This is a genomic window from Wenzhouxiangella sp. 15190 (genome assembly GCF_003417465.1).
Lineage (GTDB): Bacteria > Pseudomonadota > Gammaproteobacteria > Xanthomonadales > Wenzhouxiangellaceae > Wenzhouxiangella.
Genome location: NZ_QVMV01000028.1, coordinates 87,186 through 104,063 on the forward strand (window position 1 = coordinate 87,186; position 16,878 = coordinate 104,063).

Below are 16,878 nucleotides of genomic sequence, written 5' to 3' on the forward strand. Positions count from 1 at the left end.
CGCGTGGGCGCCGCTCGCTCACGACGCCTTGCGCCGCTGGCGGCGGCGGTCCTGATCGCTTTACCAGTCGATCTCGTGCAAGGCCAGCGGGATCCCGAGGCCGTCGAAGCCGAACTGGAGCAGGTTCGCAGCGAGATCGAAGCCATCGAGTCGCGGATCGACGAAAACCTGGGCGACCGCGACCGCCTGCTGCAGCAACTGGCCGAGACCGAGCGCGACGTGGGCCGGGCCAGGCGCACACAGGCGGAAACCGACCAGGCGCTGGCAGAGGTGCGCTCGGAGATTTCCGAACTCGAGTCGCGCCAGGCGAAGCTGGAGGGGCGTGTCGGGGAACGCGCTTCCGAGCTGGCCATGCAGCTGGTCACCGCCTACCGCCAGGGTAGCCAGTCGCGGCTGAAGATGCTGCTCAACCAGGACGATCCCCGACGACTGTCGAGACGACTGGCCTATCACGGCTACCTGTCGAGGAACCGACTGGCGGCAATCGAGGAATTGCGGGAGTCGGTTACGGAACTCGAACAGATCCGCAGCGACCTGTCAGCCGAGGCCGATCGGCTTGCGCAGCTGCTGTCCGAGCGAAAGCAGAGCACCCGGCGCCTTGAATCGGCCATGGAGGAACGTGAGGAAGCGCTGGGTGCAATCGACCAGCGCCTGGCGCGCCACCGCGATCAGCTTGCCGATCTCGAACGCGACGCGGCCGAGCTCTCCCGCCTGCTCGAACGGTTATCCGACGTACTCGCCGACGTGCCCCCGGAAGTGGACATTCCACCCTTCCCGGAACTGCGGGGCGAACTCGACATGCCTGTAGCCGGCCGGGTGCTCGAGGCCTTCGGCGACCAGCGCAGCGAGGAACTTCAATGGTCCGGCTGGCTGATCGAGGCCGAAACCGGCGATGAGGTAAAAAGCATCGCCCACGGCCGCGTCGCCTACGCCGAGTGGCTCAGGGGCTACGGCCTGCTCATGATCATCGACCACGGCGACGAGTTCATGAGCCTGTATGCCCACAACGAGGCCCTGATGCTCGACGTCGGCGACTGGGTGGCCCCCGGGGACGTGATCGCCCTGGCCGGGCGATCGGGAGGCGTCGACGAGCCGGCGGTTTACTTCGAGCTACGGAAGGCCGGCCGGCCGGTGGACCCGGCCGGCTGGATCAATCGCTAGGAGCCGCTGAAAACTACTGCGCGTGTGCCTGACGGCGTCCGGCGGTGCTCGAAATCCTCATGTATTTGCACATACACTGCGGTTCCTGCGCTCCGGCGGCCACCGTCAGCCACCCGCTCGCTACGTTTTCAGCGGCTCCTAGATCAATTAGCCGGCGGGCGGATAAACGTAGCTCGTGCCTGGGCCAAGGGGGATGCCGAGCATCCAGTAGCCGATCAAAAAGATCGACCAGACCAGCAGGAAGACCACCGAGTAAGGCAGCATCATCGACACCAGCGTACCGATGCCGGTGCCCTTGACGTAGCGCTGGCAATAGACGACGACCAGCGGGAAGTAAGGCATCAGCGGCGTGACGATATTGGTCGATGAATCACCCACGCGGTAGGCGGCCTGGGTCAGCTCCGGCGAGAATCCGACCTGCATCAGCATGGGCACGAAGATCGGCGCCAGCAGCGCCCATTTGGCCGAAGCCGAGCCGACGAACAGGTTGACGAAGCCCACCAGCAGGATGATGCCGAACAGGGTCGCCCCGCCCGGCAGGGCCAGTTCACGCAGGAAGTTGCCGCCCTCGACGGCCAGCAGAACGCCCAGGCCGGAGCGACCGAACTCGGCCACGAACAGCGCGCAGAAGAAGGCCATGACGATGTAGTAGGCCATCGAGCCCATGGTGTTGGACATGGCGTCGACCACGTCCTTGCTCTTCTTGAACGTGCCGGTCATGAAGCCGTAGATCACGCCCGGCACCACGAAGAACAAAAAGATCAGCGGCACGATGGACTGCATGATCGGCGCCGAGAAATCCGTGAGCATGCCCGAATCCGGATCGCGGAAGGGCGAAGCATCCGGGATCAGTGACAGGATCAGCAGCACAAAGCCGATGCCCATGACGGTGGTCGCCGCCCACATCGCGCGGGTTTCCTTCTCCTCGATGGGGTGCATCTCGGGCATGTCGTCGTCGTCGCCGTCGAGCGGCGTATCGGCCAGACGCGGCTCGATGACCCGGTCGGTCAGCCACCAGCCGAGCAATACGATGACCAGGCAGGAAGCCGAGGTGAAATACCAGTTGATCAGCGGATGCAGGTTGATGCTGGCATCGGCGATCTGTGCAGCAGGCTGGGTGAAGCCCATCAGCAGCGGGTCGAGCGCGGACGGCACGAAGTTGGCCGAGAAGCCGCCGGAGACGCCGGCAAAGGCCGCCGCGATACCGGCCAGGGGATGGCGCCCGGCCGCGTAGAAGATGATGCCCCCGAGCGGAATCACGACGACATAGCCGGCATCGACGGCCGTGTGGCTGACGATGGCGATCAGGATCAGCATCGGCGTGAGCAGCATCTTGGGCGTGACCGCGAGCAGCTTCTTGAGCAGCGCGTTGATATAGCCGCTGGATTCGGCCACGCCCACGCCGAGCATGGCGACCAGCACCACGCCCAGCGGCGCGAAGCCGGTGAAGGTATCGACCATGGTCGTCAGAAAACTCACCAGTTGCTCACCGGTGAGTAGGTTGTTGATGGTGATCGCCTCGCCGCTCGAAGGGTGCTGGGCGCCGAACTGGATCCCCGACAGCAACCAGGACAGGATCCAGACCACCACCATCAGCAGCAGGAAGAGCATGGCCGGATCGGGCAGCTTGTTCCCGACGACCTCGATGAAGTTCAGCGAACGGTTGAGCCAGCCGCGCTCTGCGCCGGACTGTCCGGCGGGTTGTTGCTGGTTGCTATTCATAACAAGAGGTCCCCGTCGATTCGTCGTTTTGTTTGAATTTTTCTAAGCCGAAAGCGCGGAAAACACTACCACAACTACCCGGCCCCGGCCACTGATGCTAGCGCTTGCGATGCGGCCCGTGGACAGGCAGCGGGGTCACCTTTTCGCCGCTCTTGCTGTCGCGAATGGCCGCGGTGCCGCGCTTTTTCACCTCCTCGACGCGGATGACCGAATGCATTGGCAGATGCAGGACCTCGACGTCCGCGAATTCCTCACGCAGGCGTTCCTCGGTCGGGTCGATGACCACGCTGTCGTCGGTTTCAAAGACCAGCTCCGAAATTTCGACGAATCCGTAGGAAAGATCACTGCCGGCGACCTTGCGGCAGTAGAGTTCGTAAACCTGCCCCTGGTTGAGAAAGCTGACCTTGTAGAGCTTGGGCATAACTCGAATGCGTCCTAATCGTCCTGAAGCGTGAGATCAACCAGGGCGGGAAACGGGCGAAGTGCGACAGCCACCATCACGCCGGCGAGGAAGCCGGCGACGTGCGCCCACCAGGCCACTTCACCGTCCTGGGTGCCGATAACCGTGTAGATCAGTTGCAGTGTAAACCACGAGCCGATGACCAGGACGGCGGGTACACGCGCGAACTGAAGGTACAGCCCCAGCGGCAGCCACAACCCCATTCGGCTGACCGGGAATAGCCCGAGATAGATGCCGATAATGGCCGACACGCCGCCGCTGGCGCCGATGACCGGGGTGTGGGTGTCGCTCATCTGCAAGGCCAGGAAAAGGTTGGCCAGGGCACCGAGCAGCAGGAAGCTTGCGGCCAGCCCCCAGTGACCGATGGCGCGTTCGACCGTGATGCCGAATACCCACAGATAGGCCAGATTGCCGGCCAGGTGAAGCCAGTCGCCGTGGAGGAAAAGCGCGGTAACGATGGCCAGCAGTTCCGGACTGCTCCAGCTGGCAGGCAGTTGCTCGAGCGCAGCCATCACATCGGCCGGCACGAAGCCCCAGACACTCATCCATGCGCCGTTGTCCGCGCCCGGCGACGATTCGATAATGATTCGCATGGCGAGCATGATCAGGCTGATGCCGGTCAGCACCCAGGGCCAGGCCAGGCGGCGCCGGCGAAACCCTCGAGCCTGGATCATCGCGGCTCGAGCAGGAAACGATGCGATCGGAAATCGACGATTGCACCCTCGCGCCGGATATCGACGATCCGCGCGCCGTCGATCTCGTCACCGGCGACATGGCGCTCGCCGTTGATGAGCACGAACCGCTCCGCTTCGTCGGGCGAATACACGTGGATCGTCAGGGTCAGGTCCGGCAGGCTGCGACGCACGGACAGGGGCAACTCCCAGGCCCGAACGTACTCGGCCACCTCGTCGTTGAGCGCTTCGCTCCCGGCTTCGGGTTCCTGCCCCCCGGGTTCAGGCGCTTGCTCCCCGGCGGGCGATGACGCTTCCCGCTCGGGCTGCCGGGTTTCCTCGCGCTCGTCTTCACGCTGCGCGGATTCCTCGCGACGCCTGCTGGCCGCTTCGGCCATCCGTCGCTCGAGTTCTTCCGTGGCTTCCTCGGCGGATACCGGCGCCGACTCGCGTTGCGGCGGCTCGTCCTGCACCACCGCTTCCTGCTCATCCGGCGGGACTCGCCGGCGGCGACGACGCTCCCGCGACCGATCGCTTTGTGCTTGCGACTGCTCGGGCTCGGCGGCATCGCTGGCATCGTCTGTCGTGCCCGCATCCGGCGCCTCGTCCGCCTGTCCCGTCCGGGCCAGTTGCTCAGACTGGCCTGTACCGGGCGCGTCTTGCGGCGAGGCCGGCTCGCTCGCGGGTGCCCGGACCTGGCGGTCTTCCCCGGCACCCGGCGACCACCAGCCCGGCCGGAAGAGGTAGACGGCCGTGGCCGATACCGCGACCAGGACCAGTGCAATGGCCAGGCCGGGCAGCAAGCGACGGCGGCGGCGAGGCGGTCTCGGTGGCTCGGGTGAATTCAGCCCCGGCGCGCCGGATTGCTGACGGCGTGCATCGGACTTGCGCAGGGCATCGAGTATGAAAGACACGATCAGGCTCCGTCGTTATCGGTCAGCAGCATCGGTACGCTCTCGTGCGGCGCCCGCAGGAACAGGCGGGTCGCCGGGCCGATGACGCCGTCCTCGTTGAGGCCATGACGTCGCTGGAAGGCCGCGACCCAATCACTGAACGCCTCATCATAGTTGGCGTCGACATCGCCGGTCCAAGGCTCCGGCTCCGACTGTGCGGCCAGACGCTTCATGCGCTGCACCAACGCACCCGAATCGCCCTGCTTGAGCACCACCCCCGTATCGGGCCAGGCCACCAGCACATCGCCTCGCCAGCGTCTATCCAGCCGCGAACGCGGCACACGCCAGTCCTGGCCGCCGTGACGCAGAATGACGTCGTTGCGATTGATTCCGGCCAGAAACACGTGGGTAGCGGGCGGCTCGACCAGGCGAAGGATCAACGGCAGGTCGATATCCTCGACGAACGACCAGTTACCGCGCAACTGGAGACAGGCCAGCCCCTCGACGTCCTCGCCCGAGCAGGCTTCGGCGACTTCTTCCGCTTTGATGCCAGGCCAGAGCGCCGCCATTTCCGTCCAGGCACTACCAGCGGCAGCATCTTCGAGCATCACTTCCCAGGCCGGATTCCCGACCTCCGGCGACGTTTCCTGCGGTTGAAGCATCAGCCAGGACAGCGCGCCGCCGCCGGCAAGCACGGCCAGCAGGGCGACCGCGGCGATGGCGCCCCGCAGCCAGCCGCCGTCCTGCTCCTGTTCCTCACCGGCCACTTCACGGGCCGCCGCCCACACCAGGCCGGCACCGATTCGGTCCTCTTCCCGGGCGTAGCCGGCCATCAGGGCGCGATCGGCAATGATGTTGACCAGGCGCGGCACCCCTTCGGAAGCCAGGTAAACGGCGCGCAGGCCGTCGGCGGTGAAGGGGCAGCGCTCGGCACCCGCGATCTGCAGGCGGTGCCGGATATAGGCCTCGGTTTCTTCCTCGTTGAGCGGGTCGAGATGGTAGCGCGCCGTGATGCGCTGGGCGAGCTGACGCAACTCCGGCCTGGCGAGCACGTCGCGCAGCTCCGGCTGACCGATGAGGATGATCTGCAGCAGCTTGTCGGTCGCCGTCTCGAGATTGGTCAGCAGGCGAATCTGTTCGAGCCCTTCGCGGCTCATGTTCTGGGCTTCGTCGATGATCAGGACGACGCGCTCGCCCTCGGCGTGGCGCTCCAGAAGATAGCTGTTGAGCCGCTCCTGAAGCTGCTGGAGGCTGCCGTCGGTACCCTCGATGGAAATCTCCAGCTCGTGGCAGACGGCGCGCAACAGCTCGGCCGGAGACAGCATGGGATTGAGGATCAGGGCGATGCGCGTATTCTCGGGCACCTGCTCGAGCACCACCCGGCAAAGCGTGGTCTTGCCGGTTCCGACCTCGCCGGTCAGCTGTACAAACCCGCCGCTGCCGCCCTGCCCGACCCCGTAGAGCAGATGCGCGAGCGCATCCCGATGGCGCTGGCTCAGATAGACAAAGCGCGGATTGGGCGTGATCGAAAACGGGCGTTCGGAGAGGCCGTAATAATGTTCGTACATCAGTGGGGCATCCGGAGGATCACGCGCTCGATTCTGAGAGTGTTGCTATTAGCTAGTCTTAGAAAATAGCAAATAGTGACTGCTAGAAAATAGTGAATAGAAAATAGAAAATAGACAAAACCTTGCGCTGGCAGACCAACCGTCCTCGGATAGCGGTTCGGAAGTGCAGCCACTTGGGAATCATCGAAATTCAACTTCACTACTGTCTATCTCTATTCACTATTTTCTATTCTCTATTTTCTTCTTTCCAGTCATTCCGACAAGGCCATCAGCGATGCGTTGCCGCCAATGGCCGCGGTGTTGTTGGTCAGCGTGCGTTCGGTGACGAAGCGGTACAGGTAGTGGGGTCCGCCGGCCTTCGGGCCGGTGCCGGACAGGCCTTCGCCGCCGAAAGGCTGGACGCCGACGACCGCGCCGGTCATGTTGCGGTTGACGTAGGCATTGCCGACATGGGCGCGATGGGCGATGTAGCGGTAAACCCGGTCAATGCGGCTGTGTACGCCCAGGGTCAGGCCGTAGCCGGTGCCGTTGATCTTGTCGATGACCTCGTCGAGCTCGCTGGCCTTGTAGCGCACCACGTGCAGTACGGGTCCGAAGATTTCCCGCTCGAGCCGGTCGATGCCGTCGATTTCGTACGCGCGCGGCGCAAACCAGTGACCCGGCGGCAGATCGTCGCGCAGCGGTGTCTTCGCGATCAGCTTGGCTTCGCGGTCCATGCGCTCGGCGTGCTCATTGAGCATCTCGAGTTGCGCTTCATCGATGATCGGGCCGATATCCGTCTCGAGCAGGCCGGGATCGCCGACGGCGATTTCCTGCATGGCGCCGGAGAGCATCTCGAGCATCCGGTCGGCCACGTCGGACTGGACGTAGAGAACCCGCAGGGCGGAGCAGCGCTGGCCGGCGCTGAGGAACGCGGAATGGATGACGTCGGCCACGACCTGCTCAGGCAGCGCGGAGGAATCCACGACCATGGCATTCTGGCCGCCGGTCTCGGCGATCAGGGTGGCGATCGGGCCCTCGCGTTCGGCCAGCGTGCGATTGATGATGCGCGCCGTTTCCGTCGAGCCGGTGAATGCCACCCCGGCGATGCGCGGATCGCCGGTCAGGGCCGCGCCCACCTTGCCGTCGCCGGGCAGGCACTGAATGACGTCGTCCGGTACACCGGCTTCGTGCATCAGGGCCACGGCTCGCGCGGCGACCAGGGGTGTCTGTTCGGCCGGCTTGGCGACCACGGCATTGCCCGCCACCAGCGCGGCCACGATCTGGCCGGTGAAGATCGCCAGCGGGAAGTTCCAGGGACTGATGCACACGAACACGCCCTTGCCGTGCATGCGCAGCGTGTTGGATTCACCCGTCGGCCCGGGAAGTTCGACCGGCTCGGCCAGTTCGTTTCTGGCTTGCATGGCGTAGTAGCGGCAGAAGTCGACCGCTTCGCGAACCTCTGCAATGCCGTCGAAGAGGGATTTGCCGCCCTCGCGCGCGCAGATGGCCATCAGCTCGGCGCAGTGTTCCTCGTAGAGATCGCCGATACGGTTGAGAATATCGGCCCGCTCGGCCGCACCGCGTCCGTCCCAGGCCTGCTGCGCGGCAACCGCCGCGGCCACCGCCTTCTCGACGGAATCCGGTGCCGTCCAGGTCACCTTGCCGACCGACAGATCGGTATCGACCGGAGACCTCAGGGTACTTTCTTCCCCGCCCCGGGCGGCTTTTCCGGTGGGCTCGGCTGACCACGTATTTTCTTCGGCCTTTTCCATGCCCTGCTTGAGCGCGGCCAGTTCGGAATCCCGGGCCATGTTGATACCGCGGCTGTTGCGTCGTTCGCGGCCATACAGGTCACCCGGCAGCGGAATGCGCGGATGCGACATGCTCGAGTGCGATTGCACCTCGGCGATGGGATCCTCGACCACCTTCTCGACCGGCAACTTTTCGTCGACGATGCGATTGACGAAAGAGGTGTTGGCGCCGTTCTCCAGCAGCCGGCGAACCAGATACGGCAGCAGGTCCTTGTGATTGCCCACCGGGGCATAGACGCGGCACTGCCCGTTGTAGCTGTCGCTGTCGAGCACCTCTTCGTACAGGTCCTGGCCCATGCCGTGCAGGCGCTGGTATTCGTATTCGGTATCGGGGCCGGCCAGTTCCGCAATGGTGGCGATGGTATGGGCGTTGTGCGTGGCGAACTGCGGATAGAAGCAGTCCGGCATCGACAAGAGCTTGTCGGCACAGGCGATGAAGGACACATCCGTATTGGCCTTGCGCGTGAACACCGGGTAGTCCTCGACGCCCTCGATCTGCGCCAGTTTGATCTCGGTGTCCCAGTAGGCGCCCTTGGTCAGGCGGACGGGAATGCGGTGGCCGGTCTCGCGCGCTTGCTCGGCAAGCCAGTCAATGGCCGTCCAGGCCCGCTTCTGGTAGGCCTGCAGGGCCAGGCCGAAGCCGTCCCAGTCCTCGAGTTCAGGATCGGCGAGCACGGCGGCGATTACGTCGAAGGAGGCATCCAGGCGATCGGCTTCCTCGGCATCGACAGTCAGTGCAATACCGGCCTTGCGTGCCTGGCGTGCAAGCTTGAGCAGCCTCGGCACCAGCTCATCCATCAGGCGGTGGTGCTTGGCGTGCTCGTAGCGCGGGTGCAGCGCCGACAGCTTCACCGAGATACTGGGAAGCGCAAAGATGTTGTCGCCTTCCTTGGCCTGGCCGATGGCATCGATGGCCGCGGCATAGGAATCGTAGTAGCGGCGGGCATCAGCCGCCGTGAGCGCCGCCTCGCCGAGCATATCGAATGAGTAGCGGAAGCGCTTGTTGGCCTTCTTCTTGGATCGCTCCATCGCTTCCTTGATGGTGCGTCCCATCACGTACTGGTGGCCCATGATGCGCATGGCCTGGCGAATGGCGGTTCGCACCACCGGCTCCCCGGACTTGTTGGCGATTTTCGACAGCACCGTCCCGATACTGCGCTTTTCGGAATTCTTGACGCTGACCAGGCGCCCCGTGAGCATCAGGCCCCAGGTCCCGGCGTTGACGAACACCGAGGAACTCTTGCCCAGGTGAGACTCCCAGTCGGCGTCGGAGAGCTTGTCGGAGATCAGCTTTTCGGCCGTGTCGTTGTCGGGGATTCGCAGCAGCGCTTCCGCCAGGCACATCAGGATCACGCCCTCCTCCGAGGAGAGATCGTATTCGTGCATGAACGCTTCCATGACGCCGGCGTCACGGCTACGCTCGCGCACGCGCTTGACCAGCTCGAGCGCGTTGTCCCTGATGCTCTGCCGTTGATCATTGTTCAACGACAACTCCTCCAGGAGGAAGCGAACGTGCTCGGCCTCGTCTTTCTGCCAGGCATCATCGAGTGCCTTGCGGCGCTCGTCCAAGGCAAACGGTTCGGTCGTGACAAAGGGGTGGGAAGCTTGACTCATCGGGGCCTCTGCATACAGGTTTTCCGGGCGATGTCCAAGTGTAACCGAAGGCGGCTGGCGGCTGGTGCCAGCCGCCTTCACAAACCGGCAAATGCAATTCCCCCTGCCACATCGATGCCGCATGGGCTAGAATATATGTCGTAAATCAAGAAACACGGTTATCAGCCCGTGATCGACACCCGGGACTGTCAGAATTCGCGCCGGACCAGCGTGATCGAGGCGCGTTCCAACCTGTCCATGTCGCTGGATCGGCTGGCCGCCGTGTTTCTGGGTTTGAGCGCGGTCACGCTGCTGGTAGCGCTCGGCCCGCTCCTGCTGGGTTTATGGCCGATCATGCTGGCCGCCATCGTGCACCTGCTCATCGTCGGCTGGTGCATGCGGCTGGCCTGGCGCGGCAACTGGGCACGGGAGCGGATGGAAATCGACCGCGACACGCTCAGAATCGATCATTTCGACGCCGGGAGAAAGACACACTCCGAGTGGCCTTCCGCCTGGGTACGAGTTGAAGTCGAGGAGCAGCGGATGGGTGAACGCCGGGTCGTGGTGACCTGTCAGGGACGACGCCAGATCATCGGCGACTTCCTGCCAACCGCCGAGAAACTGGCGCTGGCCGACGCCCTCAAGGAGAGCCTCAGGCGATTCGATGCCCGGGGTGTTGCAAGCAATTACAGGTGAGTCGAGGATGAAGAGAACGAACGAACTGATTGTGGCCCTGGCCGTGATGGCGGTCATCATCGTGGTCACCTGGGGCATCTACGCCGTGGGCGACAACATGCCCGGCGGCGTCACGCCCTTCAGCAAGGACGTCTATCAGCTGCACAACGTCATTCTGGCCGTGGTCACCGTCATCGGCGTTCTGGTCTTCACGGCCATGTTCACGTCGATCATCGTGCACCGCAAGTCGAAGGGCCAGGAACCGGCCAAGTTCACCCACTCGACCGCCGCCGAGATTACATGGACGGCCATCCCGGTGCTGATCCTCGTCATCATGGCCATTCCCGCCACCGGGGTGCTTATCGACATGGAAGAGACCGGCGGTGCCGACATCAACATCAAGGTAACCGGCTACCAGTGGCTGTGGCAGTACGAATACCTGGAAGACGAAATCGGTTTCTACTCGACCCTCGACCGCGACAGCAATGCCGCGCGCCAGATCAACTCCGGTGTTGACGTTCACACCGTCGAGAACTACCTGCTTGAGGTCGACAAGCGACTGATCGTTCCGACCGACACCAAGATTCGTTTCCTGCTGACCTCCGGCGACGTGATTCATTCCTGGTGGGTGCCCGAACTGGGCTGGAAGCGCGATGCCATTCCGGGCATGGTCAACGAGGCCTGGACCCTGATCGAGGAAGAAGGCATTTATCGCGGCCAGTGCGCGGAACTCTGCGGCAAGGACCACGGCTTCATGCCGATCGTGGTCGAAGCCGTGTCGCCGTCCGAATACCGGCAGTGGGTCGCGGATCGCAAGGCCGAACAGGCGGCTGAAGCGGGCGACGAACCCTCGGAAGTGCAGCAGATCACGGCCGCCGACGAACCGGCGCATAACGCTGATCAGGGCTGAAGCGCGAACAGGAACGAGGAAACCACTAAATGAGTTACGAAACCACACTGAGCCACGACGAGCACCACGCCGAGCACCCCACCGGCCTGAAGCGCTGGGTGTTCACCACCAATCACAAGGAAATCGGGACGCTGTACCTGATCTTCTCGCTGATTGCCTTCATGCTCGGCGGCGCCATGGCCATGGTGATCCGGGCGGAGTTGTTCATCCCCGGGCTGCAGCTGGTCAATCCCGAGTTCTTCAACCAGATGACCACCATGCACGCGCTGGTGATGATCTTCGGTGCCGTGATGCCGGCCTTCGTGGGCCTGGCCAACTGGATGGTGCCGCTGATGATCGGCGCACCGGACATGGCGCTGCCGAGGATGAACAACTGGTCGTTCTGGATCCTGCCTTTCGCGTTCTTCCTGCTCCTGATGACCCTGTTCCTGCCCTCGGGCGGACCGGCATCGGGCTGGACGCTCTATCCGCCGCTGTCGCTGCAGGGTGGGACCAACATCGCGTTCGTGATCTTCGCCATTCACTTGATGGGCATCTCGTCGATCATGGGCGCCATCAACATCATCGTCACCATTCTCAACATGCGCGCCCCGGGCATGACCCTGCTGCGCATGCCGCTGTTCGTGTGGACCTGGCTGATTACCGGCTTTTTGCTCATCGCCGTGATGCCGGTCCTCGCCGGTGCGGTGACGATGCTTTTGACCGACCGCTTCTTCGGCACCAGCTTCTTCAATGCCGCAGGCGGTGGTGACCCGGTGATGTACCAGCACATCTTCTGGTTCTTCGGTCATCCCGAGGTCTACATCATGATCCTGCCGGCCTTCGGCATCATCTCGGAAATTCTGCCGACCTTCTCGCGCAAGCCGCTGTTCGGCTACACCTCGATGGTTTACGCGACGGCGTCGATCGCATTCCTGTCGTTCATTGTCTGGGCCCACCACATGTTCACCGTGGGCATGCCGCTGGGCGGCAACCTGTTCTTCATGTACGCGACGATGGTGATCGCCGTGCCCACCGGCGTGAAGGTCTTCAACTGGATCTCGACCATGTGGCGCGGCTCGATGAGCTTCGAGACACCCATGCTCTTCGCTTTGGGCTTCATTGTGCTGTTCACCATCGGCGGCTTCTCGGGCCTGATGCTGGCCATCGTGCCGGCTGACTTCCAGTATCACGACACCTACTTCGTGGTGGCCCATTTCCACTACGTGCTGGTGACCGGCTCGGTCTTCGCGATCATGGCCGGGGTCTATTACTGGCTGCCCAAGTGGACCGGCTACATGTACAACGAGAAGCTGGGCAAGATTCACTTCTGGTGGTCGGCCATTTCGGTCAACGTCCTGTTCTTCCCGCAGCATTACCTGGGCCTGGCGGGCATGCCGCGACGCATTCCCGACTACGCGGTGCAGTTTGCCGAATTCAACATGATCTCCTCGATCGGCGGGTTCGCTTTCGGCCTCGCCCAGCTGTTATTCATCTACATCATATGGCAGGCGGCCCGTGGCGGCGAACGTGCTACCGACCAGGTCTGGGACGGCGCGCGCGGCCTGGAATGGACCGTGCCCTCCCCGGCGCCGCTGCATACCTTCGACACGCCGCCGAAGGTCGACGACAGCGTAACCGTCCACTCCGACACCCTGGCCTGAGAGGCGGAGGACAGCTTTGAGCGACCAGCATGATCCGGAGGGAACCCGAGCGAGACGACGCCGTGCCGTTCGCACGGCGCTCTTGCTGGCCGCGGTCGTGTTCATGATCTACCTCGGCTTCATTCTCAGTGGTGTGCTCAAAGCGGGATAATCGAAAAACCACAGGTAATGACCGGGCTGGCAACCGCGCCAGCCGAACAAGAAACTGAATCAGGGAACCAACATGGCAGAACACTACTACGTACCCCACACGGCCAAGTGGCCCATCGTCGGCTCGATCGGCCTGTTCGTGATGATGCTCGGCGCGGGGAGCTGGCTCAACCAGGCAGCAATCGGCCCCTGGTTCACGCTGGCCGGCTCGGTGATCGTGCTGGTCATGATCTTCGGCTGGTTCGCCCAGGTCATTGGCGAATCCGAACAGGGGCTCTATAACCGGGCGGTGGACGGCTCATTCCGTCAGGGCATGATCTGGTTCATCTTCTCGGAAGTGATGTTCTTCGCCGCCTTCTTCGGCGCATTGTTCTATGCCCGCATGTTCGCCGTGCCGTGGCTCGGCGGCGAAGGTGCCGGCGCAATGACCAACGAACTGCTCTTTCCGGAGTTCGATGCGGCCTGGCCAACGGCCGGCCCGGCGCAGCTTGGCGGCGATTTCCAGATCATTCCCGCCTTCGAACTGCCGTTGCTCAACACCCTCATCCTGCTGACTTCGGGCCTGACCATCACGCTCGCGCACTGGGCGCTCAAGAAGGCCAAGCGTGGCGCCCTCGTCGGCTGGATGGCCGCCACCGTGGCCCTGGGCTCGATCTTCCTCTACTTCCAGGCCTCGGAGTACGTCCATGCCTACCAGGATCTCGGCCTGACCCTTGGTTCCGGCATCTACGGCTCGACGTTCTTCATGCTCACCGGTTTCCACGGCCTGCACGTGACCCTGGGCACCATCATGCTGATCGTCATCACTCTGCGCTGCATGGCCGGCCACTTCTCGAAGAAAAACCACTTCGGCTTCGAGGCCGTGGCCTGGTATTGGCACTTTGTCGACGTCGTCTGGCTGGGCCTGTTCGTCTTCGTCTACGTCATCTGACGAATCAGCGACAAGACAGAAAAGAGAGTGCCGGCCTTTGTGCTGGCACTTTCGTATCTAAAATCTGTAAAAGAATGATATGTCCACAGATGAACACAGATAAACACAGATAAAAGAAAACAAGAGAGTTGTTCTGGAGAAGGTCGGTATGGCTTTTGCCGATTATCTAGCAGGCCGGCTTATCCCGACATTGAAGTAAGGGTACCTGTACCTGATCGCGCCTCATCAAGCTCCGTAAGGCCAATCATTCTTCACGTTTATTATCTTTTCAATCTGTGTTCATCTGTGTTCATCTGTGGACAAATTATTTTTCTTTTTTGAATCCTCTCCCTTCACCCTCTACCGGCAACGGTCTCCCAGCGCGCCGAGATCAACATCCAGTCGCCGTCGTCCAGCCGCCATCCCGTCGTGACCCGGTACCAGCTGCCGGTGTCGGGGATCAGGCCGCTGCCGCCGGTCAGAACCGCATGCATGGTGGCCGTCGCCCTGCCCTCGCCCTGAAGCTCGATTTCGATGTCGAACAGGCGCGCCTTGAGAGACTCGTGCGCCAGCATTTCCCGCCTGAGCAGCAATCGGGCGGCGCGGCGGTCGAGATTGCGCGTGGCCGCGCTGAAGTCCTCGGCAACGGGCGAGAAGAAGGATCGGGCGTTGCCCTCGGCCAGGTCGGCCTGCATGGTCTCGATCCGGTTACGGATCCGCTCCTCGTCCGGCAGGGGCTCGTTGCAGGCGGCCAGCAGCAAGAGACAGACACCGCACAGCCCGGCGCTGCGCAGCAGGCTCACTTGAGCTGATCCTCGCTCAGGTAGGTCTCGAGCAGGCGCGAAGCCACGACGATCAGGTCGTATTCGGTAACCAGGCCGACCAGCTTTCCGTCTTCGACCACCGGCAGGCTGCTGAGGCGATTGTCGCGCATGAGCCGAATGGCTTCGACCGTCGTGGTTTCGGGAGAGACCGTGATCGGGTCCGGACGCATGATGTCGCGCACGGTGACCGTATTGTCATTGCGATTGCCGCGGGCAATCAGCCGCAGAAGCTGGCGATGCGAGACCAGGCCGAGGAGCTGGCCGGAATCATCCTCCACCGGCACATGCCGCACATGGCGCCACTCCATGAGACTCGCGGCAAAGTCGACGATGTCGTCAGGCCTGACGGTAAACAGATCGGTGGCCATGAACTGGCCGACGCTGCGATAGCTGTCGCGCCAGTCCTGCTGGGTACAGATTTTGGCCAACTCCCATTCGGAGACAGGTCTGCCGGTTTCGGACTGCTCGACCATCGATGAAACCAGCGCGCGCAGGCGCTCGTGTTCATTGCCTTCCTCGCGCATATTCTCCAGCGATTCGAGCTGCCAACGTGCACCGGTGCGCCGATTGTCGACGCGGGCCCGGATCACGCCCAGGTAACGATCGATATCCCGTTCATCGATGCCGGCCTCCGACAGGCCCTCGCGCGCCATCGGCAGCAGTTCGTCGATGATCAGCTCCTGGGCCGTGACCTGGTGATTATCGAACCAGACCTGCTGGGCGCGCAGGCCCTCACGTGCGGCGGCGAGAAAGTTGCTCTTGACGTCGCTGAAACTCAGGTGCTCCCGAATGTCGTCGACAGTGTGCGAAAGGCGCGACATCATGCCGAAGAAAAAGGCGGCATTGGCCACTTCATCCAGCACCGTGGGGCCCGACGGGATCACGCGATTTTCGATCCTCAGGTGCGGTTTGCCGTTGTCGGATATGCCGTAACAGGCGCGATTCCAGCGATAGACGGTACCGTTGTGCAGGCACAGCGCGCGCAGCCTGGGCACCTCGCCACGCGCGACCATGCCGATGGGGTCTTCCTCGAATTCGGTGGTCAGGACGACCCGGAATCGGGCAATGTCTTCCTTGAAGATCTCGATGACCGAATTGTCGATCCAGTGGTCGCCAAAGTGCACCCGTGGCTTGTGCCCGCGAGCCGCGTGGGCTTCGGAGCGAGCGTCGATGGAATGTTCGAACACGGCGATGCGCGTCTCGTGCCAGAGACGCTTTCCCAGCAGGATGGGCGAATTAACACAACTGGCCAGCAAGGGGCCGGTGACGGCCTGGGCAATGTTGTAGAGGTGGGCGAATTCATCGGCACCGACCTGGAAATGAATCTGGAAACTGGTATTGCAGGCTTCCAGCATCAGGTTGTCGTGGTTGATGCTGAGCTGGTCGATACCCTTGATGGTAAAGTTGAAATTGCTGCCCCTGAGCCTGAGCAGCGCCTCGTTGAGCGCAAAATAGCGCGCGGTGGGCACCATCGATTCGAGCGAGATGTGCTCCCGCGTAAGCGTGGGCAAAATGCCCACCAGTGCGATCCGGCTGCCGACCTTGTCGGCTTTCTCTCGAGCGATCCCGAGTACCTCGTCGGCCTCTCGCTCGAGCTGCCGAAGGCAGTCCCCGCCAAGCTCCAGCGGCGAGAGATTGGCCTCGAGGTTGAACAGGCCCAATTCGTGCGTGAAGCGCGGATCTTCGATCTTTTCGAGAATCTGCATGGACGTCAGCGCCGGGCGGGAAGACTGGTCGACCAGGAACATTTCCTGTTCCGCTCCGATTCGTCGAATTCCCGACTCGATCATCCCCCCCTCGAGCATGTCCTCGAGGGCGCGCACTTCATCGAGTAGCGCCTTCATGAAGGCGCGGCGCGTGTGCTCGTCCGTCGTCTGTTCGACGTCTTGTTCACCCATTGCAGGA

At 62.9% G+C, this 16,878-nt stretch carries 14 protein-coding genes; 6 read left to right on the forward strand and 8 right to left on the reverse strand.

Translation table 11 applies throughout. The features are described from left to right. Positions 1-3 precede the first annotated feature (3 nt). Positions 4-1,161: a murein hydrolase activator EnvC gene (locus DZK26_RS07460; protein ID WP_116898760.1), complete on the forward strand. Its 1,158-nt coding sequence runs from the start codon at positions 4-6 to the stop codon at positions 1,159-1,161. 147 nt (positions 1,162-1,308) lie between these two features. Here DZK26_RS07460 and DZK26_RS07465 read toward each other — a convergent pair whose 3' ends face one another. From DZK26_RS07465 to putA, 6 genes are all read right to left on the reverse strand, one after another. Beyond that, positions 1,309-2,883: an AbgT family transporter gene (locus DZK26_RS07465; RefSeq protein WP_116898759.1), complete on the reverse strand. Its 1,575-nt coding sequence runs from the start codon at positions 2,881-2,883 to the stop codon at positions 1,309-1,311. A 97-nt stretch (positions 2,884-2,980) separates the two neighbouring features. Next, positions 2,981-3,304, reverse strand: a complete 324-nt coding sequence (locus DZK26_RS07470) for a DUF1820 family protein (RefSeq protein ID WP_116898758.1) — start codon at positions 3,302-3,304, stop codon at positions 2,981-2,983. Between the two features lie 14 nt (positions 3,305-3,318). After that, positions 3,319-4,017 carry a rhomboid family intramembrane serine protease gene (locus DZK26_RS07475; RefSeq protein WP_116898757.1) on the reverse strand — a complete coding sequence of 233 codons (699 nt, stop codon included), beginning with the start codon at positions 4,015-4,017 and terminating at the stop codon, positions 3,319-3,321. Beyond that, positions 4,014-4,928: a general secretion pathway protein GspB gene (locus DZK26_RS07480; RefSeq protein ID WP_116898756.1), complete on the reverse strand. Its 915-nt coding sequence runs from the start codon at positions 4,926-4,928 to the stop codon at positions 4,014-4,016. The genes DZK26_RS07475 and DZK26_RS07480 overlap by 4 nt, the downstream gene beginning before the upstream one ends. Positions 4,929-4,930: 2 nt before the next feature. Continuing rightward, complete coding sequence (locus DZK26_RS07485) at positions 4,931-6,475, reverse strand: ExeA family protein (protein WP_116898755.1); 1,545 nt, start codon at positions 6,473-6,475, stop codon at positions 4,931-4,933. A gap of 251 nt (positions 6,476-6,726) precedes the next feature. After that, entirely contained in the window at positions 6,727-9,882 is a 3,156-nt protein-coding gene (gene putA, locus DZK26_RS07490; RefSeq protein ID WP_116898754.1) for a bifunctional proline dehydrogenase/L-glutamate gamma-semialdehyde dehydrogenase PutA, read from the reverse strand. 168 nt (positions 9,883-10,050) lie between these two features. Here putA and DZK26_RS07495 point away from each other — a divergent pair, with 168 nt between their 5' ends. The 5 genes from DZK26_RS07495 to DZK26_RS07510 all read left to right on the forward strand — a co-directional run bounded on the left by DZK26_RS07495 (position 10,051) and on the right by DZK26_RS07510 (position 14,170). Then, on the forward strand, positions 10,051-10,557 hold the full coding sequence (locus tag DZK26_RS07495; RefSeq protein ID WP_116898753.1) for a DUF2244 domain-containing protein: 507 nt from the start codon (positions 10,051-10,053) through the stop codon (positions 10,555-10,557). Between the two features lie 7 nt (positions 10,558-10,564). Further along, complete coding sequence (coxB, locus tag DZK26_RS07500) at positions 10,565-11,446, forward strand: cytochrome c oxidase subunit II (RefSeq protein WP_116898752.1); 882 nt, start codon at positions 10,565-10,567, stop codon at positions 11,444-11,446. A gap of 29 nt (positions 11,447-11,475) precedes the next feature. Further along, positions 11,476-13,089 carry a cytochrome c oxidase subunit I gene (gene ctaD / locus DZK26_RS07505; protein WP_116898751.1) on the forward strand — a complete coding sequence of 538 codons (1,614 nt, stop codon included), beginning with the start codon at positions 11,476-11,478 and terminating at the stop codon, positions 13,087-13,089. A gap of 16 nt (positions 13,090-13,105) precedes the next feature. Then, positions 13,106-13,240 carry a hypothetical protein gene (locus DZK26_RS14575; protein WP_258870883.1) on the forward strand — a complete coding sequence of 45 codons (135 nt, stop codon included), beginning with the start codon at positions 13,106-13,108 and terminating at the stop codon, positions 13,238-13,240. Positions 13,241-13,312: 72 nt separating this feature from the next. Beyond that, positions 13,313-14,170, forward strand: a complete 858-nt coding sequence (locus DZK26_RS07510; RefSeq protein WP_116898750.1) for a cytochrome c oxidase subunit 3 — start codon at positions 13,313-13,315, stop codon at positions 14,168-14,170. Positions 14,171-14,502: 332 nt separating this feature from the next. Here DZK26_RS07510 and DZK26_RS07515 read toward each other — a convergent pair whose 3' ends face one another. Both DZK26_RS07515 and DZK26_RS07520 read right to left on the reverse strand, forming a co-directional pair. Continuing rightward, positions 14,503-14,952 (reverse strand): nuclear transport factor 2 family protein, encoded by a 450-nt coding sequence (locus DZK26_RS07515; RefSeq protein ID WP_116898749.1) that lies wholly within the window; start codon positions 14,950-14,952, stop codon positions 14,503-14,505. Further along, positions 14,949-16,871: a CBS domain-containing protein gene (locus tag DZK26_RS07520; RefSeq protein WP_117238645.1), complete on the reverse strand. Its 1,923-nt coding sequence runs from the start codon at positions 16,869-16,871 to the stop codon at positions 14,949-14,951. The genes DZK26_RS07515 and DZK26_RS07520 overlap by 4 nt, the downstream gene beginning before the upstream one ends. Between the last annotated feature and the right edge of the window lie 7 nt (positions 16,872-16,878).

Coding starts and splice junctions, on each gene's coding strand:
- DZK26_RS07465 (WP_116898759.1), bottom strand. CDS start 2,883: ATGAATAGCAACCAGCAACAACCCGCCGGACAGTCCGGCGCAGAGCGC.
- DZK26_RS07470 (WP_116898758.1), bottom strand. CDS start 3,304: ATGCCCAAGCTCTACAAGGTCAGCTTTCTCAACCAGGGGCAGGTTTAC.
- DZK26_RS07475 (WP_116898757.1), bottom strand. CDS start 4,017: ATGATCCAGGCTCGAGGGTTTCGCCGGCGCCGCCTGGCCTGGCCCTGG.
- DZK26_RS07485 (WP_116898755.1), bottom strand. CDS start 6,475: ATGTACGAACATTATTACGGCCTCTCCGAACGCCCGTTTTCGATCACG.
- putA (WP_116898754.1), bottom strand. CDS start 9,882: ATGAGTCAAGCTTCCCACCCCTTTGTCACGACCGAACCGTTTGCCTTG.
- coxB (WP_116898752.1), top strand. CDS start 10,565: ATGAAGAGAACGAACGAACTGATTGTGGCCCTGGCCGTGATGGCGGTC.
- ctaD (WP_116898751.1), top strand. CDS start 11,476: ATGAGTTACGAAACCACACTGAGCCACGACGAGCACCACGCCGAGCAC.
- DZK26_RS07510 (WP_116898750.1), top strand. CDS start 13,313: ATGGCAGAACACTACTACGTACCCCACACGGCCAAGTGGCCCATCGTC.
- DZK26_RS07520 (WP_117238645.1), bottom strand. CDS start 16,871: ATGGGTGAACAAGACGTCGAACAGACGACGGACGAGCACACGCGCCGC.